Genomic DNA, 17510 nt, shown 5'->3' on the forward strand with positions numbered 1-17510 from the left:
TTCAGGTTTTTCGCGAAACGCTTTAATCCAATGAAATAGGGGCCACGAAGGCCCCTTTATCAAAACGATCGGACCGTCGGAATTACCGCTTGCGATCGCGGCGACTGCTCATCGGCTGGAAGGCCACGCCGACATGCGCCTCGCAATAGGGTTTGCCCGATTGTACTGGCAAGCCGCAGAACCAGAAATCCTCGGTCGCCGGGTCACCGACAGGCCACTTGCAGGTCCGCTCGGTCAGTTCCATCAGGCTCAGCTTCTTGGCCTTCTTCTCGATCTCGCTCACCTTCTTCAAGGCTTCGGGATCAATCTCGTTGGCCGAGGGCTGCGGCGGCAGCGGTTGGCCTGCCGGAATGATCTGCTTGGCACGACTAACCGGAGCCGCGGGCGCTGCGGGCGCGGCCTCCTCGGCGGGTTTCGCGGGCTCGGGTTTGGGCGCAGGCTTGGCCGCCGCCTTCGGCTTGGCCTTGGCCGCCGGTTTCGCCGCAGGCTTGGCCTTGGCGCTATCACTTGCCGCGCCCGAGCCGCTGCGGTTCGACAGGCCCAGCCGGTGCACCTTGCCAATCACCGCGTTACGGGTGACCCCGCCCAACTCCTTGGCGATCTGACTGGCAGACTGGCCTTCGCCCCACATTTTTTTCAGCAGTTCAACGCGTTCATCGCTCCAGGACATGGCCCGCTTCCTTATCTCAAAAGGCGGCCCCATTGGCGCCGCCCTGCAAAATTCATCTGACGCCCTATTCTAATCACTCATGGGTAAGTTACAAGGCATCGAATCGGATGCGAAAGGACAGAGCATGGGCGAAATGACCGATATGGGCACACGCCGCTTCGGGCGAGTGAACTGGCTGGGCCTCTACACTTTGGCCAGCCGCGAGGTGCAGCGCTTTCTTGCCGTCTGGACCCAGACACTCATGGCCCCCCTCGTGACCGCCGGGCTCTTCATGCTGATCTTTTCAATCGCCATCGGCCCGCGCCGGGGAGATGTCATGGGCGTCAGTTTCACCACCTTCATAGCACCCGGCATCCTGATGATGACGGTGATCCAGAACTCTTTCGCCAATACCTCTTCGTCCATCGTTATCTCAAAGGTCCAGGGCAATATCGTCGACACCCTCATGCCGCCGCTAAGCGCTGCTGAAATGGTGCTGGGCTATCTTGCAGGTGGCATTGGGCGCGGGCTCTTCGTGGCCCTCGCCATTGCGCTGGCGCTTTGGGTTGTACTGGGCATCACGCCGGCACATCCCGTCTTGGCGCTGGCCTTCATCACACTCGGCGCGGCCTTCCTTGGCGGTTTGGGGATCGTGGCGGGCATTTTCGCCAACAAGTTCGACCAGATGGCCGCGATCACCAACTTCATCGTCACCCCGTTGGCCTTTCTCTCGGGTACATTCTATTCGGTCGAGGCGCTGCCTCCTGTGCTCAACGAAATCACCCACTTCAATCCGATATTCTATCTGATCGACGGTGCGCGCTATGGATTGATCGGGGTGTCGGACAGCCCACCCATGCTGGGCCTTGCTGTCGGTGTTTTCTCGACCTTGATAATTTCGGCCGTGGCATGGGCAATGCTTGCCCGCGGCTATCGCCTCAAGGCCTGACCAAGAAGCGCGCGCTGACGCGCGCACAGGTTAACGCGCCCCAAAGAGGGGCTCGCCGCAAAAGGCGCATGTGACGCGTTGCTGCGATTGTCAGCACCAGGCGCAAGGCTTGGATGCCTCCGGCGGAGATATTCGAAAAAGGCGCGAGCTGCCCTTCTTCTGTTCAAAAATATCCCGGGGTGAATTGGCCAAAGGCCAAGAGGGGCAGCGCCCCTCAATTTAATCAAACCTGTGTGGCGTAGCCACTCGATTTCGTCGCGGCATCAGCGACAAAGCTGCCGGGCACGCTCGCCGTAGTTGCTATAGGCTTTCCAGAAGCGCTCATTGCTGCCCCGGTCCGATTGGCGGATTTCCTGGGCCGAATGCGGGTCGCGGTAGAATTTCACCGCGCGGCGCTGTTGTGCGCCGGTCAGCGTTTGGTCCGCTGCCGCTTGAATACAGCCGCACAATTGTCGGGACCTTGCCTTGCGATCCGATGCCATGCAGGCCTTGGAGATCGGTCCATAAGCCATCGGCGCACCGCGTGAGATAGTGTCACTCCGGAAGCGGTCACCGCCGCCACAGCCTGCCAGAATCGTAATCAGTCCCAGAAAAATTGCCTGCCGCATGGGTTGCGCCCCCGTTTTGCCTCATCCTGCGGTGGCCCGGTTTATCCGGTATTCCTGCCGCATTTCACTGCCTTTGTCATATTTGCCGCAACTGGGTGGATTTTTCAATTCACAAGATCGCTGCTGACTGCGACACTCGGGCCAATCGTATCGGAGCTTGCCTGTGGACTTCAGCTTTTCCAACCTGATCTTCATCGTTCTTGCAGTCATGCTGTTGCAGCCGCTTCTCTCGGGCCGCATATTCGCAATCCGGCGCGAACAGGCCATTCGAAGCATCGAGAAAAAGCGCCGCAGCCGTGTCATCACCATGATCCACCGACAGGAAAAGCGCAGTTTTTTCGGTATGAATGTCTCGCGTCAGATTGATCTCGAAGATGCCCAATCCATTATCTCGGCCATCAAGTCCACGCCGGATGACACGCCGATCGACCTTGTTCTGCACACGCCTGGTGGGCTTGTGATCGCCGCGATGCAGATTGCCCGTGCGGTCGAGGCGCATCCCGCCAAGGTGACTGTTTTCGTTCCGATCTACGCGATGTCGGGCGGCACCCTGATTGCCTTGGCCGCCGATGAGATCGTGATGGGGGAGTTTTCCATGCTTGGCCCGATTGATCCGCAGATCATGGGCATCTCGGCGGCCTCCATCATCGCCGCGCGCGAGGCAAAACCGGTAGAACATGTCTCGGATGTGGCGCTTGTTTTGGCTGACGTCAGCGAAAAGGCCATCAACCAGGTGAAGGCGGGCGCCGTCGAGATCATGACCCCCCGGATGGAGCGAGCCAAGGCCGAGAAACTGGCCGAAACGCTGACCTCGGGGACATGGACCCATGACTACGCGCTGACGCCTGCCGAGGCTTCGGAACTTGGTGTTCCCGTGACCGTGGGTCTGCCGCGTGAACTCCTTGATTTGATGAAGCTGTACCCGGCCCCGGTCCAACAGTCAGCGGTTGAATTCCTGCCTTTCGATCCCCCCGGCAAGCGGATGAACTGACGGCAGGCGTTCACGAAAGCTTGAAAATTTTTCCGGAACAGGACGAGCGCTCCTGAGTTTTGTTTGAGAAGGAGGTGCTCTAATGGATAGATTGAGCCTTGTTCTCATACTCGCAACTGGTCCCGTCATCGCGGGTGGCTTCATCATCATACTGATGAGCTTTGGCCTCTATGGTTGGGTTTATCTGCTACCAGCCGGTGTCGTCGGGTGGCTTTTGGGCTGGCCTGCCGGGTACGTCATTTCACGCCGCATCAAGCGCCAAGACCCCAATTTCGACCATACGAAAGGGTCAGATGACGGACTTCTGCCTGACCCATCTGCGCCCGAAGCCTGACGTCGCTGCCGCCTGACTGGCAGACTCCTGTGTCGATTTCTGCTATCCTCCCAAGGATAAGTTATTAACCTTGGGGGGGAGACAATGGATTTTGAGATACGCAACTCAATCTCGATGGCCAGACTCGACCATTATTACGGCATCATGCGAACCTGCATTCTCGGCTTTGCGGCCATCGCGGCGATCATCGTTTTTTCGGACGGTGCTTACTCGGCACCGCTGGCAATGCTGGTCATCGCCAACACGGCCTTTGGCATTCTGGCGGGTAACACGGCCATTACCGATGTGGCGAACCTGATCAAGGATCTTGATGACGAGTCAGCGAAAACGCATTTCGGTGCGGGTATCGCGGAGCGCAACATGACGGTGTTGCGCCTTGCCTCGGCTGGGCTCGTTGGTTTGACAGGTCTGGCGGCTTTGGCGACAATTCTGGTTTGAGCCGTCAACTGGCGCCGCGTGCGGCCTCGGGATAGGTTTCCAGGAAGTGATGCAAAACCGCGTAAAGCTCGCGGGCATGGCGTAGATCATCGCGGTGAAGGGCATCGCGGATATCCTCACAGATCATCTGCTGCACCTTTTGCGGCCCCTTGTGCAGACGCATGATATAATCACCCATGAGCGATGCATCCAGCTCGGGCAGGTGCTCATGCTCGGCCACCGCCGCAATCTCCTCGCGGGTCAGGCACGTCATGTCTTCGATATCGTCCAGCGTGATCATCAGACGAAGATACCATTATCAAGTCCTTCTTGTCTGACATGGATCAATGCCCTGTGGCGGGATCTTGCCTATCGGGGGCCAAATATCCGTGAAAGGGCCTTTCATGAACTGGCTTTTGTTCATTTTGCACCTCTTTATCGGCGCGACGCTCGCCGGTGTGGGAATCGTCATTGTACTTGTCGCGGGCCTTTCCGGTGCGGCATGGCTGTGGGGCGCGGTCCTTGGTGGGCTTGTCCTTGCCTTTCCGGTGGCTTGGTTGGTGGCCCGCGCGATGCAGGCAGACTGATGCAGATCAAGGCGTGATATTCCGAATCTGGTATGTATCTTTACGAACGCGCGCCTGATTGCATGAGGTCTGAAATGCTTCGCTTGGGTTTGATACTTTATCTCTTCATCGGCACCACCATGGCTGGCTCGGCGATGATTGCCGCGCTTGCGGCGGGCTATGACACGACCGTGCCGGTCGTCGTCTCGGCTGCGGCGGGGTTCATCGCCGCAATTCCCGTGGCATGGGCCGTGGCGCGGGCGCTTTATTCCGAGTGAGTCTTGGGTGCGTGCGTTTCGTACGAAACCAACCCATGCTGTCTAGGTTTCCGTACGAAAACGGGGGGCTTGGCGTACGACCCGTACGATTGTCAGGAGAGCCAAGTGCGCACCGCCGCTTGGAACTCCCGGGGTTTCTCGGCGTGTAGCCAATGGCCGGCCCCGGGGATTTTAGCAAACTGTGCCTGTGGGAATAACGCCTTGATATCGCTGCGATAGTCGCGCTTCACATAGTCCGAGTTGGCCCCGGACAGGAACAATGTCGGTTTGTCGAATTCCCCGCTCACCTCAGGGAAGGACAGAATGCTCGGCATGTCCTTCGCCAGAACATCCAAGTTAAGGCGCCATTTTTTCTCTTTTACATCAAGCGATTGAGTGAAAAAGGTGATCAGCGTGGCGTCGTCCACCACCTGTTCAAGCTGCTCTGCCGCGTCCGACCTGCGTTCTATCTTTTCCAAGTCTACCGCCTTCATCGCGTCGATGAAGTGACCTTGGGAATGGGAATAGGTCACGGGCGCAATGTCCGCGACGATCAAGCGGTTTACCAACTCCGGCCGCGTCAGCGCCAGAACCATGGCCGCCTTGCCTCCCATGGAATGGCCCAACACATCGAAGGGGCCGTCCAAGCCTTCCAGCACCCGCGCCAGATCTCCTGCCATGTCAGGGTAGGAATGCGTGTCGTACCAAGGGCTTAACCCATGGTTTCGCATGTCCACTGCCAACACCTGCCGATCTTCTGACAGCCGCTTGGCAATCACCCCCCAATTGCGTGCGGAGCCATACAGCCCATGCACGATCAACAGCCCGGGCCGGTCTGTCCGCACCCCATGTTCTATGGTGTTCAACATGGGGCCAGACATAACCGCCCGCGCGCCGCATCGCCACCCCTATTGAGGCTCTACGCCACGCACGTTACCGTGCACTCTGGGGGTAGACAAATGATTGATCCGAAACCGTTTCAGGACAAAACCGCTGAGCTTTCACAGCTTTTGCAGGAACGTCTGGGCATCCGCGGCAAGACTTTGTCTGTCAAACTCCGGCGCGCCGGGCGCCTTTTGCCGCGCTTTGCGCGCAGGGCAGGGGGCGAGGTGGCGCAGGCCGAGGCGATGATGGCACATCCGCGCCTAGCCGCTCTTGTCGATGCGGACCGGTTTACCCGTGCGGCGACCATTCTTGGTGATCACCTGAAAGATATCGACCCCAAAGAGCGGCGCAAGACCCGCGCCTTGCATCTTGTAGCCTCGATCGTCTTCAATCTCGCGCTATTGGGGGCCGCGGTCTACGCCGTTCTCTGGACCGTAGGGCGTATATGAGCGGCGCAGCTTTTGGAAAGTCGCAAACCTTCCAACCGCGCGACATGAAAAACCCCGCGCAGTCGAACTGCGCGGGGCCTTAACTGGAAGCGTACACGCTTACAGGTTGGGGTACATCGGGAAGCGTTTGCAGAGCGCCTCAACCTCAGCTTTCACCTTGGCTTCAACCTCGCCATTGCCCTCTTCGCCATTGGCGGCCAGACCATCGACAACCTCGACGATCCAATCGGCGATCTGGCGGAACTCAGCCTCACCAAAGCCCCGGGTCGTGCCCGCAGGCGACCCCAAGCGGATACCGCTGGTCACGGTGGGCTTTTCCGGATCGAACGGTACACCGTTCTTGTTGCAGGTGATATGCGCCCGGCCAAGGGCCTTCTCGGTCGCATTGCCCTTCACGCCTTTAGGGCGCAGGTCCACCAGCAGAACATGGGTATCGGTGCCGTGTGTCACGGTATCCAGCCCACCCTTGATCAATTGGTCGCTCATCGCTTGTGCGTTGGTGACAACCTGTTGAATGTACTGCTTGAATTCGGGGCGCAGGGCCTCGCCAAAGGCCACGGCCTTGGCCGCGATCACATGCATCAGGGGGCCGCCCTGAATACCGGGGAAGATGGCCGAGTTGAACTTTTTGGCCAGGGCCTCGTCGTCGGTCAGGATCATGCCGCCGCGCGGGCCGCGCAGGGTTTTATGCGTGGTCGTGGTGGCCACGTGGGCATGCGGGAAGGGCGAAGGGTGTTCGCCTGCCGCCACCAAACCGGCGAAGTGTGCCATGTCGACGTGCAGATAGGCCCCAACCATATCGGCGATCTCGCGCATGCGGGCAAAGTCGATCTGACGCGGAATGGCGCTGCCGCCCGCGATGATCAACTTGGGCTGATGCTCTTTGGCCAGCGATTCGATCTGATCGTAATCAATCAGGTTGTCTTCCTTGCGCACGCCATACTGCACGGCGTTGAACCACTTGCCCGACTGGTTGGGGGCCGCCCCGTGGGTCAGGTGCCCACCGGCATCAAGGCTCATGCCAAGGATGGTGTCACCGGGCTTCAGCAGCGCGGTGAAGACACCCTGGTTTGCTTGGCTGCCCGAGTTCGGCTGCACGTTGGCAAAGCCGCAGCCGAATAGCTCGCAGGCACGCTCAATGGCAAGATTTTCCGCGATATCAACAAATTGGCACCCGCCATAATAGCGGCGACCGGGGTAGCCCTCGGCATATTTGTTGGTCATCACGCTGCCCTGCGCTTCCATCACGGCGGCGCTGACGATGTTTTCGCTGGCAATCAATTCAATCTCTTCGCGCTGGCGGCCCAGTTCTTGGCCAATCGCCTTGGCGATCTCGGGGTCGCGGGATGCGAGGGATTCGGTGAAAAACCCTTCACTGACAAAGGGTTGGTTTCCGTCATGGGGCATTGGGCCACCTCCATCAAATCTGAACTTCGCGGGATTTCCTATAGGAAACCTAGTCTTTTTGAAAGGTTGTAAAGCGACAAAAGGCCCGGCAGGACCGGCATGACTGGTACATGCGGTGGATTTATGTTTCGATCCGCCCCAGAATGCGCCCTTTGGAAACGGAACTCATCCGCAATGCCCTTGAAGATTGCCTTTGTCGCCAGTGATGCCCCGTCCTCCCAAACGGCGCGCGGCGCGCTCGTGACGCGTTACGGGAACGTGTCCGAGGACGAGGCCGATGTCATCGTCGCCTTGGGGGGCGATGGGTTCATGCTGCAAACCCTGCATGGCACGCAACATTTGCCTGCACCGGTCTATGGGATGAACCGTGGCACCGTCGGTTTCCTGATGAACGAATACAGTGAAACCGATCTGTTCGACCGCCTCGCCGCCGCCGAAGAGGCCGTGATCAACCCCTTGAAAATGAAGGCGCAAACCATTGACGGCAAGATGCACGACGCGCTTGCCATCAACGAGGTCTCGCTGCTGCGTGCCGGACCACAAGCGGCCAAACTGCGCATTACCATCGACGGACATTTGCGGCTTGAGGAACTTGTCTGCGACGGGGCGCTTGTCTCAACGCCTGCCGGCTCGACCGCCTATAACTACTCGGCTCACGGCCCGATCCTGCCTATCGGCTCGGATGTGCTGGCCCTTACCGCCGTGGCCGCATTCCGCCCCCGTCGCTGGCGTGGGGCGCTCTTGCCCAAATCTGCGCATGTGCGCTTCGATGTGATCAACCCTGGCAAGCGTCCCGTCATGGCCGATGCCGATAGCATCTGGGTGGAAAACGTCCTTTGGGTGGAAATTCAGTCTGAGCCCAGCATCGAGCACCGCCTTTTGTTCGATCCGGGCCACGGCCTCGAAGAGCGCCTTTTGCGCGAGCAGTTCGTGTAACATCAGAAAAATGTGCTGCCCGGGGTTTCGGCCTTGCCGGGGTCTTCTTACGTCATGGGGAGTAGAAAGGCCCTGCACGGTCCGCGTGGTCAGAGCCCAGTTCCCCTACAATCGTAGGGGCGCATAAAACAGAAAGGAGAGTCTTTTATGGCACGCCTTCTTATGATCCTGACATCGAACGATAAAATGGGCGCAGATGGTGCCCCCACCGGATTTTATTGGGAGGAAATGGCCGTCCCCTATTGGGCCTTCCGCGAGGCGGGCTATACCGTCGATCTGGCAAGCCCAAAAGGCGGCCGCCCGCCCGCTGATCCAGCTTCGGATGACGATACCATGGCCCGTCCCCGCGCGGTGAAACGCTTCATGGAGGATGAAAAAGCCATGAACGCGCTGGAAAATACCCTGCGCCTGACCGACGTGGATACCAACCATTATGACGGCGTCTTCCTGCCCGGCGGGCACGGTACCATGTGGGATTTCCACCAAACCCCGCAAGTCGCGGCCACCGTGTCTAAAGTTCACGAACAGGGGGGCGTCGTCGGCGCGGTCTGCCACGGGCCTGCGGGCCTTCTGGGCACCAAGCGCAGTGACGGCACCCCGCTTCTCAAGGGCCGCAAGGTGAACGGTTTCACCAATTCCGAAGAAACCGCTGCAGGCCTCAGCAACGTGGTCCCGTTCTTGCTGGAAGATGAGTTGAAAGCCGAAGGCGCGATTTTCGAACGCAGCACTGAGGATTTCAGCGGCTTTGCCGTCCGCGATGCCCGTATCGTGACCGGACAGAACCCCGATTCATCGGCGCAAGTGGCTGAACACATGCTGGCCGCGCTCAACGATGCGCAACGCGCAGCGGCCTAAAGCGAACCGCGCGCCGGGGAGACCCCGGCGCGCTTTCATTACTTTGCGTAGCCAATCGTCTGCAACGCATCCTTGATTTCATCAAGGATCGCCGGATCGTCGATGGTGGCGGGCATCTTGTACTCGGCCCCATCGGCGATTTTCACCATGATCGCCCGCAGGATTTTGCCCGAGCGGGTCTTGGGCAGGCGATCCACCACAACGGCCAGTTTGAACGCCGCCACCGGGCCGATCTGATCGCGCACCAGCTTCACACATTCCTGCACGATTTCCGCATGGTCGCGATTCACGCCCTTGGTCAGGCACAGAAAACCAACCGGCAACTGGCCCTTCAACTGATCCGACACCCCGATCACGGCACATTCAGCCACATCCGGATGCGCGGCCAGCACCTCTTCCATGCCGCCGGTCGACAGGCGGTGACCAGCCACGTTGATCACGTCATCGGTTCGCGCCATGATCCAAAGATAACCGTCCTCATCCTTCATCCCCGCATCGCCGGTCTCATAATAGCCCGGGAAGGTGTTGAGGTAGGATTTGCGGAACCGATCCTCGGCATTCCACAGCGTCGGCAGTGTTCCGGGGGGCAGGGGCAGTTTGACCGCAATCGCGCCCAATTCCCCCGCCGGCATCTCATTGCCGCCTTCATCCAGAATTTGCACGTCATAGCCCGGCATCGCCACGGTAGGGGACCCGATCTTGACGGGCAGAGCTTCGATCCCTGCCGGGTTGCCCGCGATGGTCCAGCCGGTTTCAGTCTGCCACCAGTGGTCATAAACCGGCTTGCCGGTCATCTCTTTGGTCCACTCAATGGTATCGGGGTCGGCGCGTTCACCGGCAAGGTAAATCGCGCGCAGGTTCGAAAGGTCATATTTTTTCAGGTACTCGCCCTTGGGGTCCTCGCGCTTGACCGCGCGGAACGCCGTGGGCGCGGTAAAGAACGACCGTACCTTATGCTCTTCGATCACCCGCCAGAAGGTCCCGGCGTCGGGCGTGCCGACGGGCTTACCCTCAAAAACAATCGTGGTGTTGCCGTGAATAAGCGGCCCATAGCAGATATAGCTATGTCCAACGACCCAACCCACGTCTGACGCGGCCCAAAACACATCGCCCGGATCGACGTTATAGATATTCTTCATGGTCCAGTTCAGCGCCACCAAGTGACCGGCGGTATGGCGCACAACGCCCTTGGGCGCGCCCGTCGTGCCCGAGGTGTAGAGGATATAGGCCGGGTGGTTGCCCTCAACCGGCACACAGTCCGCAGGTTCAACACCCGCCTGAAAGCCGTACCAATCAAAATCATACCCCTCTTTCAGGGCGGCTACCTCTTGTTCGCGCTGGAAGATCACGCAGAAGTCGGGCTTGTGCTCAGATTGTTCAATCGCGCCTTCGACCAGCGGCTTGTAATGCACAACGCGGCCCGGCTCCAACCCGCAGGAGGCGGCGATAATCGCCTTGGGTTTCGCGTCATCAATCCGCACCGCCAACTCGTGCGCCGCAAAGCCACCGAAAACCACCGAATGGATCGCGCCCAAGCGCGCACAGGCCAGCATCGCTTCAAGCGCCTCGGGTACCATCGGCATATAGATTATCACCCGGTCGCCTTTTTCCACGCCCTTGGCACGTAGCGCCCCGGCAAGGCTGGCCACCCGGTCGCGCAACTCGGAATAGGTGATTTCGTGTTTGCTATGGGTGATCGGGCTGTCATGGATGATCGCCACCTGATCGCCGCGCCCGTTTTCCACATGGCGGTCCACGGCGTTCCAGCAGGTGTTCACCATCCCATCGCTGTACCACTCATAAAGGTTGTCACCCAGATCGAACAGCGCCTTGCTGGGGGCCTCATCCCAGTCGATAGCCTTGGCCGCTTCCATCCAAAACCCTTCCGGGTCCTGCTTCCAGCTTTCATAGACGTCACTGTATGCCATGGTATTCTCCTCCGATCCTTTAAGGATGTGTTACGGAGGAGCGGACGTTGCGGCAAGCGGCTTGGCGCATTGCGTGGCAGATTATCGCATAATCTTTGCAGATATTTGCCCTCAGGGGCTGCAAATTTTTGCAAACCCCCCGCCGGGCATAGATCAGACGTCAAATTTCCCGCGTTTTGCAAATCTGCGAACTCTTGCGGTGCAAAGTGGCGGCGGCAGGCTGGGGGGATTCGCGGGGTCTAGCCGTAGTGCGCCACCGGTGTTCCGGCAATCGCGGCCATGTTCAACAGGCCCCGGGCCGTGATCCCGGGCGTGACCACGTGGGCGCGGTTGCCCATCCCCATCAGGATCGGCCCGACCTCAAGCCCGCCGGCTTTCATCTTCAGGATATTGCGCACACCGCTCGCCGCATCCGCATGGGCGAAAATCAGGATATTGGCCGAGCCTTCCATCCGGTTGTCGGGCAACAACCTCGCTCGCAAGTCCGGATCAAGGGCTGCATCCACGTTCATTTCCCCTTCATAGGCGAAATCCCGAGGCTCGGAATCCAGTATCTCAATCGCCGCGCGCAGGCGTTTGCCGGAGCCTTCGGCCTGATTGCCGAATTGCGATTGCGAGCAAAGCGCCACATTGGGTGTCAGGCCAAAGCGCCGGACATGCCGCGCCGCGCCCATGGCGGATTCGGCCAGTTGCTCGGGTGTGGGCAGGCTATGCACATGCGTATCGGCAATGAAAAGCGGCCCATCCTCCAGAATCATCATCGACAACGACCCATGAGGGCGGTGCTCGGTCGTGCCAAGAACCTGTGTGACGTAATTCAAATGCCAGCGGTACTCGCCGAATGTGCCGCAGATCAGGCTATCGGCCTCCTCGCGGTGGACCATCACCGCCCCAATGGCCGTGGAGTTGGTGCGCATGATCGCCTTGGCCAAGTCGGGCGTCACGCCGCGGCGCTTCATGATCTCATGGTAGCTGCCCCAGTAATCGCGATAGCGCGGGTCGTCCTCGGGGTTGACGATGTTGAAATCCCGCCCGGGCCGAATTTCCAACCCCATCCGCTCACACCGCCGATCAATGACCGAAGGACGCCCGATCAGGATCGGCGTTTCCGTGGTCTCCTCCAGGATCGCCTGTGCCGCGCGCAACACGCGCTCGTCCTCGCCTTCGGCAAAGACAATCCGCCGCTCCGCCGTGGCCGCCGCATCGAAGACCGGGCGCATCAACAGGGCGGATTTGAACACGCTGGCGTCCAGATCTTCCTTGTAGGCCTGCAAATCCTCAACCGGGCGCGTGGCAACGCCGGTTTCCATCGCCGCTTTGGCCACGGCGGTCGACACGACGCCCGAAAGTCTTGGATCAAATGGTTTGGGAATCAGGTAATCCGCCCCGAAGGTCAGTTGCTCTCCCTTGTAGGCCGCCGCGGCCTCGGCGCTCGTCGTGGCGCGGGCCAGTTCGGCAATCCCCTCGACACAGGCAATCTGCATCTCGTCATTGATATCGGTCGCGCCCACGTCCAAGGCCCCCCGGAAAATGAAGGGAAAACAAAGCACGTTATTGACCTGATTGGGAAAATCGCTGCGGCCCGTGGCGATGATTGCCTCGGGTGCTACGCTGCGCGCCTCGTCGGGCATGATCTCGGGCGTGGGATTGGCAAGGGCAAAAACCACGGGTCGCTCGGTCATCTTCGCCACATGCTCGGGTTTCAAGACATTCGGCCCCGACAGCCCAAGAAACAAGTCTGCCCCTTCGATCACCTCGTCGAGTGTCCGCAAGTCACTGTCTTGCGCAAAGGCGGCCTTTTGCGGGTTCATATCCTCTTCGCGGCCTTTGTAGACCAATCCGTGAATATCGCACAGCCAGACATTCTCGCGCTTCACCCCCAGCTTGAGCAGCAGGTTGAGGCAGGCAATCCCCGCCGCGCCGCCCCCCGTACTGACGATCTTGATGTCCTCGAACCGCTTGCCCGCCACATGCAGTGCATTGGTGGCCGCCGCGCCCACGACGATCGCCGTGCCGTGTTGGTCGTCATGAAAGACGGGGATGTTCATCCGCTCCCGGCACAGCTTTTCAACGATAAAGCAATCCGGTGCCTTGATGTCCTCAAGGTTAATCGCGCCAAAGGTCGGCCCAAGCGCGCAAACGATATCGGCCAGTTTTTCGGGGTCTTTTTCATCCACCTCGATATCGAAACAGTCGATATTGGCGAATTTCTTGAACAAAACCGCCTTGCCCTCCATCACCGGCTTGCTGGCAAGCGCGCCGATATTGCCAAGGCCCAAAACCGCGCTGCCGTTGGTGACGACGGCCACAAGGTTGCCGCGCGCCGTGTATCTGCTGGCGTTACGCTCATCTTCCTTGATTTCAAGGCAGGCCTCGGCCACCCCGGGGCTATAGGCCCGGCTAAGGTCTCTGCCATTGGCCAAGGGCTTGGTGGCGCGGATTTCCAGCTTCCCGGGCTTGGGATGCTCGTGATAAGCCAAAGCTGCCTGACGCAGGGCTTCGTTGTGGCTGTCACTCATGGCATCCTCCCGTCTCGCTGATAGTTTAATATTAAACTAATTGCCGAATGGCGCAACCGGCGCTGAATGGTAGCTTGCATAGCCAAGCGCCAAGGCGCAATCTGAAACTGTATCGTGTTTTGAATTGGAGTTTCTGCATGGAGTTACTCAACGCTGCTCGAGCCGTTCGTGACAATGCCCATGCCCCATATTCGGGCTTCAAGGTGGGCGCGGCGCTAAGAGCCGGATCGGGGCGCGTCTACACCGGCTGCAACGTCGAAAACGCCTCCTATCCGGAAGGCACCTGCGCGGAAACCGGGGCCTTGGCGGCACTCGTCGCGGCTGGCGAGACGGAAATCACCGAAGTCGCGATCATCGCCGACAGCCCCGAACCGATCACACCATGTGGCGGCTGCCGTCAAAGGCTGGCCGAGTTTGGGTCAGGGCAGGTCCCCATCACCATGGCCACCCTCTCTGGCGACGTGAAGGCCGATACTCTGGGCGCGCTTCTACCAGGGGCCTTTTCGTCGCAGAACCTCAGCAAAGGGTAATCCAATGGACGCCCGACAGATCATCGCAAAGGCCCGAGACGGTCAGCCCCTTGGCCGCGAGGCGCTGACTTGGATGGCCCAAGGCCTTGCCGACCACCGGGTCAGCGACGCCCAAGCTGCCGCCTTTGCAATGGCCGTGCTGCTCAAGGGGCTTGGCTCCGAGGACCGCACCGCCCTGACGCTTGCCATGCGCGACAGCGGCAAGGTTTTGTCATGGCCCGCAGATCGCCCGGTGATCGACAAACACTCCACTGGCGGCCTTGGCGATTGTGTCAGCCTTGTTCTGGCCCCGGCGCTTGCCGCCTGCGGTGCGCTTGTCCCCATGGTCTCTGGCCGGGGGCTGGGCCACACCGGCGGCACGCTCGACAAACTCGAAGCGATCCCCGGCCTGGCAACCACGCTCTCCGAGGCGCAACTGCGCCGTACCCTCGATCACGCGGGCTGCGCCATTGTCTCGGCCACGGTCGATATCGCCCCCGCCGACCGGCGGCTTTACGCCATCCGCGATGTCACCGCCACGGTCGAAAGCCTTGACCTCATCACCGCTTCAATCCTGTCCAAGAAGTTGGCGGCGGGGCTCGAAGGGCTGGTGCTCGATGTCAAACTCGGCTCCGGTGCTTTCATGAAAACGCCAGACGCCGCCCATGCCCTTGCCACCGCCCTTGTTGATACCGCCAATGCCGCAGGCTGCCGGACAAGCGCGCTGATTTCGGACATGAACCAACCCCTCGCCCCCGCCTTGGGCAATGCGCTTGAGGTGGCCGAGGCGATGCGCGTTCTTACCGGCGAGATCAAAGGGCGGCTTTATGAACTCACTTGCGCGCTGGGCGGTGTCGCCCTGTCCAACGCTGACCTCGCCGCTGACCCCAACACAGGGGCCGCGCAAATCGCTGATGTAATCGAAAATGGCCGCGCCGCCGAACACTTTGGCCGCATGATCGCCGCCATGGGCGGGCCGGTGCATTTCACCAATCAATGGCAACGCTTCCTGCCCGAAGCCACCGTCATCATGGAAATCGAGGCCCCGCGCGCGGGCTATATCTCGGCCATGGAAGGCGAGGCGATGGGCCTCGCCGCCATCACCCTTGGCGCGGGCCGACAGGTGGAAAGCGATACGGTCGATCCTGCTGTGGGCATCGACAAGGTGCTGCCGCTTGGCACGAAGGTCTCCAAGGGCCAACCCCTCTGCCGCCTCCACGCCGCCCGCACCGATCAGGCCGACCGTGCTGCCGAAATGCTGTTGAACGCCATCACCATCAGCGACGCTGCCCCCGAGGTGCCGCCGCTCATTCACGACAGGTTGGGCTAACCCATGCCGCGCGCTTTCCTCGTCGTCATGGATTCCGTCGGTATCGGCGGCGCGCCGGATGCGGCGCAGTTCTTCAACGGGGACACACCCGATACCGGGGCCAATACCATCGCCCATATCGCCAAGGCGCATCCCGGCGGGCTGCACCTCCCCACCCTGGATGCGCTGGGCCTTGGCGCGGCTTTGCACCTTGCCTCAGGGGCCACGGCACCGGGGCTTGATGCCAAACCCACCGGCCTCTGGGGCTGCGCGACGGAAGTTTCGCCGGGCAAGGATACCCCCACCGGCCATTGGGAATTGGCAGGCGTGCCCGTGCCGTGGGAATGGCACACCTTCCCGGATGAAACCCCGGCCTTCCCGCCCAAGGTGGTCGAGGCCGTCAAGGCTGCCGCAGGCACCAAAGGTATCCTTGGCAATTGCCACGCGCCCGGCCTCAAAATCATGCGCGAGCTGGGGGCCGAGCACCTCCGCACCGGCTGGCCCATCTGCTACACCTCCGCCGATAGCGTCTTTCAAATCGCCGCCCATGAGGAAGCCTTTGGCCTTGACTGCCTGCTTGACCTTTGCCGCGCCGTGGCCCCGATGCTGCACGATATGCGCGTCGGCCGCGTCATCGCGCGGCCCTTCGTCGGCGACGAAGACACGGGCTTCCGCCGCACCCCCAACCGCCGCGATTTCGCGATTCCACCGCCCGCGCCCACGCTTTGCGATTGGGTGCAAGGGGCCGGGGGCAAGGTCCACGCCATCGGCAAGATTGGTGACATTTTCTCGATGCAGGGGATTGATGACGTGGCCAAAGGCACCGATGCGCAACTCATGTCGCACCTCTTCGATGCCGTCGATCACGCCGAGGACCAAAGCCTCACCTTCGCCAATTTCGTCGAATTCGACAGCCTCTATGGCCACCCTCGCGACCCGCTCGGTTATGCCCAAGCCCTTGAATGGTTCGACAGCCGCCTCAAAGCCCTCCTGCCGCGCCTGCGTGACGGCGACATGCTGCTGCTCACCGCCGATCATGGAAATGACCCAACCTGGGCGGGCAGCGACCACACCCGCGAACGTGTCCCGGTCCTGATCGCCGGACTGGGCACGGGGGAGTTGGGCCAAATGGCCTTCACCGATGTCGCCGCCAGTGTCGCCGCCCACCTTGGCGTGCCCGCCCAAGGGCCGGGCCAGAACCGCCTGCCACACCACCAACCCACCTCGCAATAACCCGGAGGCCCCATGCCCGATCACCTGACAGTCGTCGATCACCCCCTCGTGCAACACAAGCTGTCCATCATGCGCGAGGTGGCGACCCCAACCGCCACGTTCCGGCAACTCCTGCGCGAAATCAGTCAGTTACTGACGTTCGAGGTGACCCGAGATCTGGCGCTTACCACACGCGACATCGAAACACCGCTTTGCCAGATGCAGGCCCCAACCCTCGCAGGGCGCGACCCGGCGCTGATCTCGATACTGCGGGCGGGCAACGGGTTTCTGGATGGTATGCTTGAACTCATCCCCTCGGCCCGCGTGGGCTTTGTCGGCCTGCAACGAGACGAAGAAACGCTTCAGCCCATGCAATATTACTTCAAGGTTCCTGAGCATCTCGATGAGCGCGCCGTGATCGTTGTCGACCCCATGCTCGCCACCGGTAATTCTTCCGCCGCCGCCATCGACCTTCTCAAACAAAAGGGCGCCCGGAATATCCGCCTCATGTGCCTTGTCGCGGCCCCCGAAGGCGTGGCCCATCTGGGCCAAAAACACCCCGATGTTCCGATCACAACCGCCGCTCTCGACGACCGCCTGAACGATCAAGGCTACATCGTCCCCGGGCTAGGGGATGCGGGTGATCGCATGTTTGGCACAAAATAGGCTATATCCTGTTTACTCAGCGGAACAAATAGGGCAAGATTCCCCAATCTGTCTTGGGGGACAA

At 60.5% G+C, this 17510-nt stretch carries 20 protein-coding genes; 13 read left to right on the top strand and 7 right to left on the bottom strand.

Annotated features, from left to right (window positions below):
• Positions 1-82: 82 nt before the first annotated feature.
• The gene (locus tag QZ498_RS04870; RefSeq protein ID WP_294620610.1) at positions 83-670 is read right to left on the bottom strand and encodes a GcrA family cell cycle regulator; all 588 of its coding nucleotides are present in this window, start codon (positions 668-670) and stop codon (positions 83-85) included.
• A 124-nt stretch (positions 671-794) separates the two neighbouring features.
• Here QZ498_RS04870 and QZ498_RS04875 point away from each other — a divergent pair, with 124 nt between their 5' ends.
• Complete coding sequence (locus tag QZ498_RS04875; RefSeq protein ID WP_294620611.1) at positions 795-1598, top strand: ABC transporter permease; 804 nt, start codon at positions 795-797, stop codon at positions 1596-1598.
• Positions 1599-1861: 263 nt separating this feature from the next.
• Here the strand turns inward: QZ498_RS04875 and QZ498_RS04880 are convergent, their stop codons facing one another.
• Positions 1862-2206 (bottom strand): hypothetical protein, encoded by a 345-nt coding sequence (locus QZ498_RS04880; RefSeq protein WP_294620612.1) that lies wholly within the window; start codon positions 2204-2206, stop codon positions 1862-1864.
• A gap of 163 nt (positions 2207-2369) precedes the next feature.
• Between QZ498_RS04880 and QZ498_RS04885 the strand changes: the two genes are divergently transcribed.
• From QZ498_RS04885 to QZ498_RS04895, 3 genes are all read left to right on the top strand, one after another.
• Entirely contained in the window at positions 2370-3197 is an 828-nt protein-coding gene (locus QZ498_RS04885) for an ATP-dependent Clp protease proteolytic subunit (protein ID WP_294620613.1), read from the top strand.
• An 82-nt stretch (positions 3198-3279) separates the two neighbouring features.
• On the top strand, positions 3280-3531 hold the full coding sequence (locus QZ498_RS04890; protein WP_294620614.1) for a hypothetical protein: 252 nt from the start codon (positions 3280-3282) through the stop codon (positions 3529-3531).
• 84 nt (positions 3532-3615) lie between these two features.
• The gene (locus tag QZ498_RS04895; protein WP_294620615.1) at positions 3616-3969 is read left to right on the top strand and encodes a hypothetical protein; all 354 of its coding nucleotides are present in this window, start codon (positions 3616-3618) and stop codon (positions 3967-3969) included.
• 4 nt (positions 3970-3973) lie between these two features.
• On the opposite strand, the gene QZ498_RS04900 is transcribed toward QZ498_RS04895, so the two are convergent.
• On the bottom strand, positions 3974-4249 hold the full coding sequence (locus QZ498_RS04900; RefSeq protein ID WP_294620616.1) for a hypothetical protein: 276 nt from the start codon (positions 4247-4249) through the stop codon (positions 3974-3976).
• Between the two features lie 103 nt (positions 4250-4352).
• Between QZ498_RS04900 and QZ498_RS04905 the strand changes: the two genes are divergently transcribed.
• Together QZ498_RS04905 and QZ498_RS04910 are read left to right on the top strand one after the other, a co-directional pair.
• Positions 4353-4535, top strand: coding sequence for a hypothetical protein (locus QZ498_RS04905; protein ID WP_294620617.1), 183 nt, complete (start codon positions 4353-4355; stop codon positions 4533-4535).
• A 74-nt stretch (positions 4536-4609) separates the two neighbouring features.
• Positions 4610-4792 carry a CTP synthetase gene (locus QZ498_RS04910; protein ID WP_294620618.1) on the top strand — a complete coding sequence of 61 codons (183 nt, stop codon included), beginning with the start codon at positions 4610-4612 and terminating at the stop codon, positions 4790-4792.
• Between the two features lie 92 nt (positions 4793-4884).
• On the opposite strand, the gene QZ498_RS04915 is transcribed toward QZ498_RS04910, so the two are convergent.
• On the bottom strand, positions 4885-5640 hold the full coding sequence (locus QZ498_RS04915; RefSeq protein WP_294620619.1) for an alpha/beta fold hydrolase: 756 nt from the start codon (positions 5638-5640) through the stop codon (positions 4885-4887).
• Between the two features lie 90 nt (positions 5641-5730).
• Here QZ498_RS04915 and QZ498_RS04920 point away from each other — a divergent pair, with 90 nt between their 5' ends.
• A complete protein-coding gene (locus QZ498_RS04920; RefSeq protein ID WP_294620620.1) occupies positions 5731-6105 on the top strand; it encodes a hypothetical protein in 375 nt (124 codons plus the stop codon).
• Between the two features lie 99 nt (positions 6106-6204).
• Here the strand turns inward: QZ498_RS04920 and glyA are convergent, their stop codons facing one another.
• A complete protein-coding gene (gene glyA / locus QZ498_RS04925) occupies positions 6205-7512 on the bottom strand; it encodes a serine hydroxymethyltransferase (protein WP_294620621.1) in 1308 nt (435 codons plus the stop codon).
• Positions 7513-7686: 174 nt separating this feature from the next.
• Between glyA and QZ498_RS04930 the strand changes: the two genes are divergently transcribed.
• Together QZ498_RS04930 and QZ498_RS04935 are read left to right on the top strand one after the other, a co-directional pair.
• Positions 7687-8448 carry an NAD kinase gene (locus QZ498_RS04930; RefSeq protein WP_294620622.1) on the top strand — a complete coding sequence of 254 codons (762 nt, stop codon included), beginning with the start codon at positions 7687-7689 and terminating at the stop codon, positions 8446-8448.
• 147 nt (positions 8449-8595) lie between these two features.
• A complete protein-coding gene (locus tag QZ498_RS04935) occupies positions 8596-9303 on the top strand; it encodes a type 1 glutamine amidotransferase domain-containing protein (protein ID WP_294620623.1) in 708 nt (235 codons plus the stop codon).
• Between the two features lie 38 nt (positions 9304-9341).
• On the opposite strand, the gene prpE is transcribed toward QZ498_RS04935, so the two are convergent.
• Both prpE and QZ498_RS04945 read right to left on the bottom strand, forming a co-directional pair.
• A complete protein-coding gene (gene prpE, locus QZ498_RS04940) occupies positions 9342-11231 on the bottom strand; it encodes a propionate-CoA ligase PrpE (RefSeq protein WP_294620624.1) in 1890 nt (629 codons plus the stop codon).
• A 239-nt stretch (positions 11232-11470) separates the two neighbouring features.
• Entirely contained in the window at positions 11471-13750 is a 2280-nt protein-coding gene (locus QZ498_RS04945) for an NADP-dependent malic enzyme (RefSeq protein WP_294620625.1), read from the bottom strand.
• A 47-nt stretch (positions 13751-13797) separates the two neighbouring features.
• On the opposite strand from QZ498_RS04945, the gene QZ498_RS04950 reads away from it, so the two are divergent.
• Genes QZ498_RS04950 through upp form a run of 4 tightly spaced genes read left to right on the top strand, consistent with a single transcriptional unit; the run spans position 13798 to position 17446 of the window.
• Positions 13798-14280 carry a cytidine deaminase gene (locus QZ498_RS04950; protein WP_367117628.1) on the top strand — a complete coding sequence of 161 codons (483 nt, stop codon included), beginning with the start codon at positions 13798-13800 and terminating at the stop codon, positions 14278-14280.
• 4 nt (positions 14281-14284) lie between these two features.
• Complete coding sequence (locus tag QZ498_RS04955) at positions 14285-15589, top strand: thymidine phosphorylase (RefSeq protein ID WP_294620627.1); 1305 nt, start codon at positions 14285-14287, stop codon at positions 15587-15589.
• A gap of 3 nt (positions 15590-15592) precedes the next feature.
• Complete coding sequence (locus QZ498_RS04960) at positions 15593-16801, top strand: phosphopentomutase (RefSeq protein ID WP_294620628.1); 1209 nt, start codon at positions 15593-15595, stop codon at positions 16799-16801.
• 12 nt (positions 16802-16813) lie between these two features.
• Positions 16814-17446, top strand: coding sequence for a uracil phosphoribosyltransferase (gene upp, locus QZ498_RS04965; RefSeq protein ID WP_294620629.1), 633 nt, complete (start codon positions 16814-16816; stop codon positions 17444-17446).
• Positions 17447-17510: the final 64 nt, after the last annotated feature.

The sequence above is a fragment of the uncultured Roseovarius sp. genome (assembly GCF_913057115.1).
Lineage (GTDB): Bacteria > Pseudomonadota > Alphaproteobacteria > Rhodobacterales > Rhodobacteraceae > Roseovarius.

Bases quoted from the DNA above. Each gene is read 5' to 3' on its own strand.
- QZ498_RS04870 (WP_294620610.1), bottom strand. From the start codon at position 670: ATGTCCTGGAGCGATGAACGCGTTGAACTGCTGAAAAAAATGTGGGGC.
- QZ498_RS04875 (WP_294620611.1), top strand. From the start codon at position 795: ATGGGCGAAATGACCGATATGGGCACACGCCGCTTCGGGCGAGTGAAC.
- QZ498_RS04880 (WP_294620612.1), bottom strand. From the start codon at position 2,206: ATGCGGCAGGCAATTTTTCTGGGACTGATTACGATTCTGGCAGGCTGT.
- QZ498_RS04890 (WP_294620614.1), top strand. From the start codon at position 3,280: ATGGATAGATTGAGCCTTGTTCTCATACTCGCAACTGGTCCCGTCATC.
- QZ498_RS04895 (WP_294620615.1), top strand. From the start codon at position 3,616: ATGGATTTTGAGATACGCAACTCAATCTCGATGGCCAGACTCGACCAT.
- QZ498_RS04900 (WP_294620616.1), bottom strand. From the start codon at position 4,249: ATGATCACGCTGGACGATATCGAAGACATGACGTGCCTGACCCGCGAG.
- QZ498_RS04905 (WP_294620617.1), top strand. From the start codon at position 4,353: ATGAACTGGCTTTTGTTCATTTTGCACCTCTTTATCGGCGCGACGCTC.
- QZ498_RS04910 (WP_294620618.1), top strand. From the start codon at position 4,610: ATGCTTCGCTTGGGTTTGATACTTTATCTCTTCATCGGCACCACCATG.
- QZ498_RS04915 (WP_294620619.1), bottom strand. From the start codon at position 5,640: ATGTTGAACACCATAGAACATGGGGTGCGGACAGACCGGCCCGGGCTG.
- QZ498_RS04920 (WP_294620620.1), top strand. From the start codon at position 5,731: ATGATTGATCCGAAACCGTTTCAGGACAAAACCGCTGAGCTTTCACAG.
- glyA (WP_294620621.1), bottom strand. From the start codon at position 7,512: ATGCCCCATGACGGAAACCAACCCTTTGTCAGTGAAGGGTTTTTCACC.
- QZ498_RS04930 (WP_294620622.1), top strand. From the start codon at position 7,687: ATGCCCTTGAAGATTGCCTTTGTCGCCAGTGATGCCCCGTCCTCCCAA.
- QZ498_RS04935 (WP_294620623.1), top strand. From the start codon at position 8,596: ATGGCACGCCTTCTTATGATCCTGACATCGAACGATAAAATGGGCGCA.
- prpE (WP_294620624.1), bottom strand. From the start codon at position 11,231: ATGGCATACAGTGACGTCTATGAAAGCTGGAAGCAGGACCCGGAAGGG.
- QZ498_RS04945 (WP_294620625.1), bottom strand. From the start codon at position 13,750: ATGAGTGACAGCCACAACGAAGCCCTGCGTCAGGCAGCTTTGGCTTAT.
- QZ498_RS04950 (WP_367117628.1), top strand. From the start codon at position 13,798: ATGGCGCAACCGGCGCTGAATGGTAGCTTGCATAGCCAAGCGCCAAGG.
- QZ498_RS04955 (WP_294620627.1), top strand. From the start codon at position 14,285: ATGGACGCCCGACAGATCATCGCAAAGGCCCGAGACGGTCAGCCCCTT.
- QZ498_RS04960 (WP_294620628.1), top strand. From the start codon at position 15,593: ATGCCGCGCGCTTTCCTCGTCGTCATGGATTCCGTCGGTATCGGCGGC.
- upp (WP_294620629.1), top strand. From the start codon at position 16,814: ATGCCCGATCACCTGACAGTCGTCGATCACCCCCTCGTGCAACACAAG.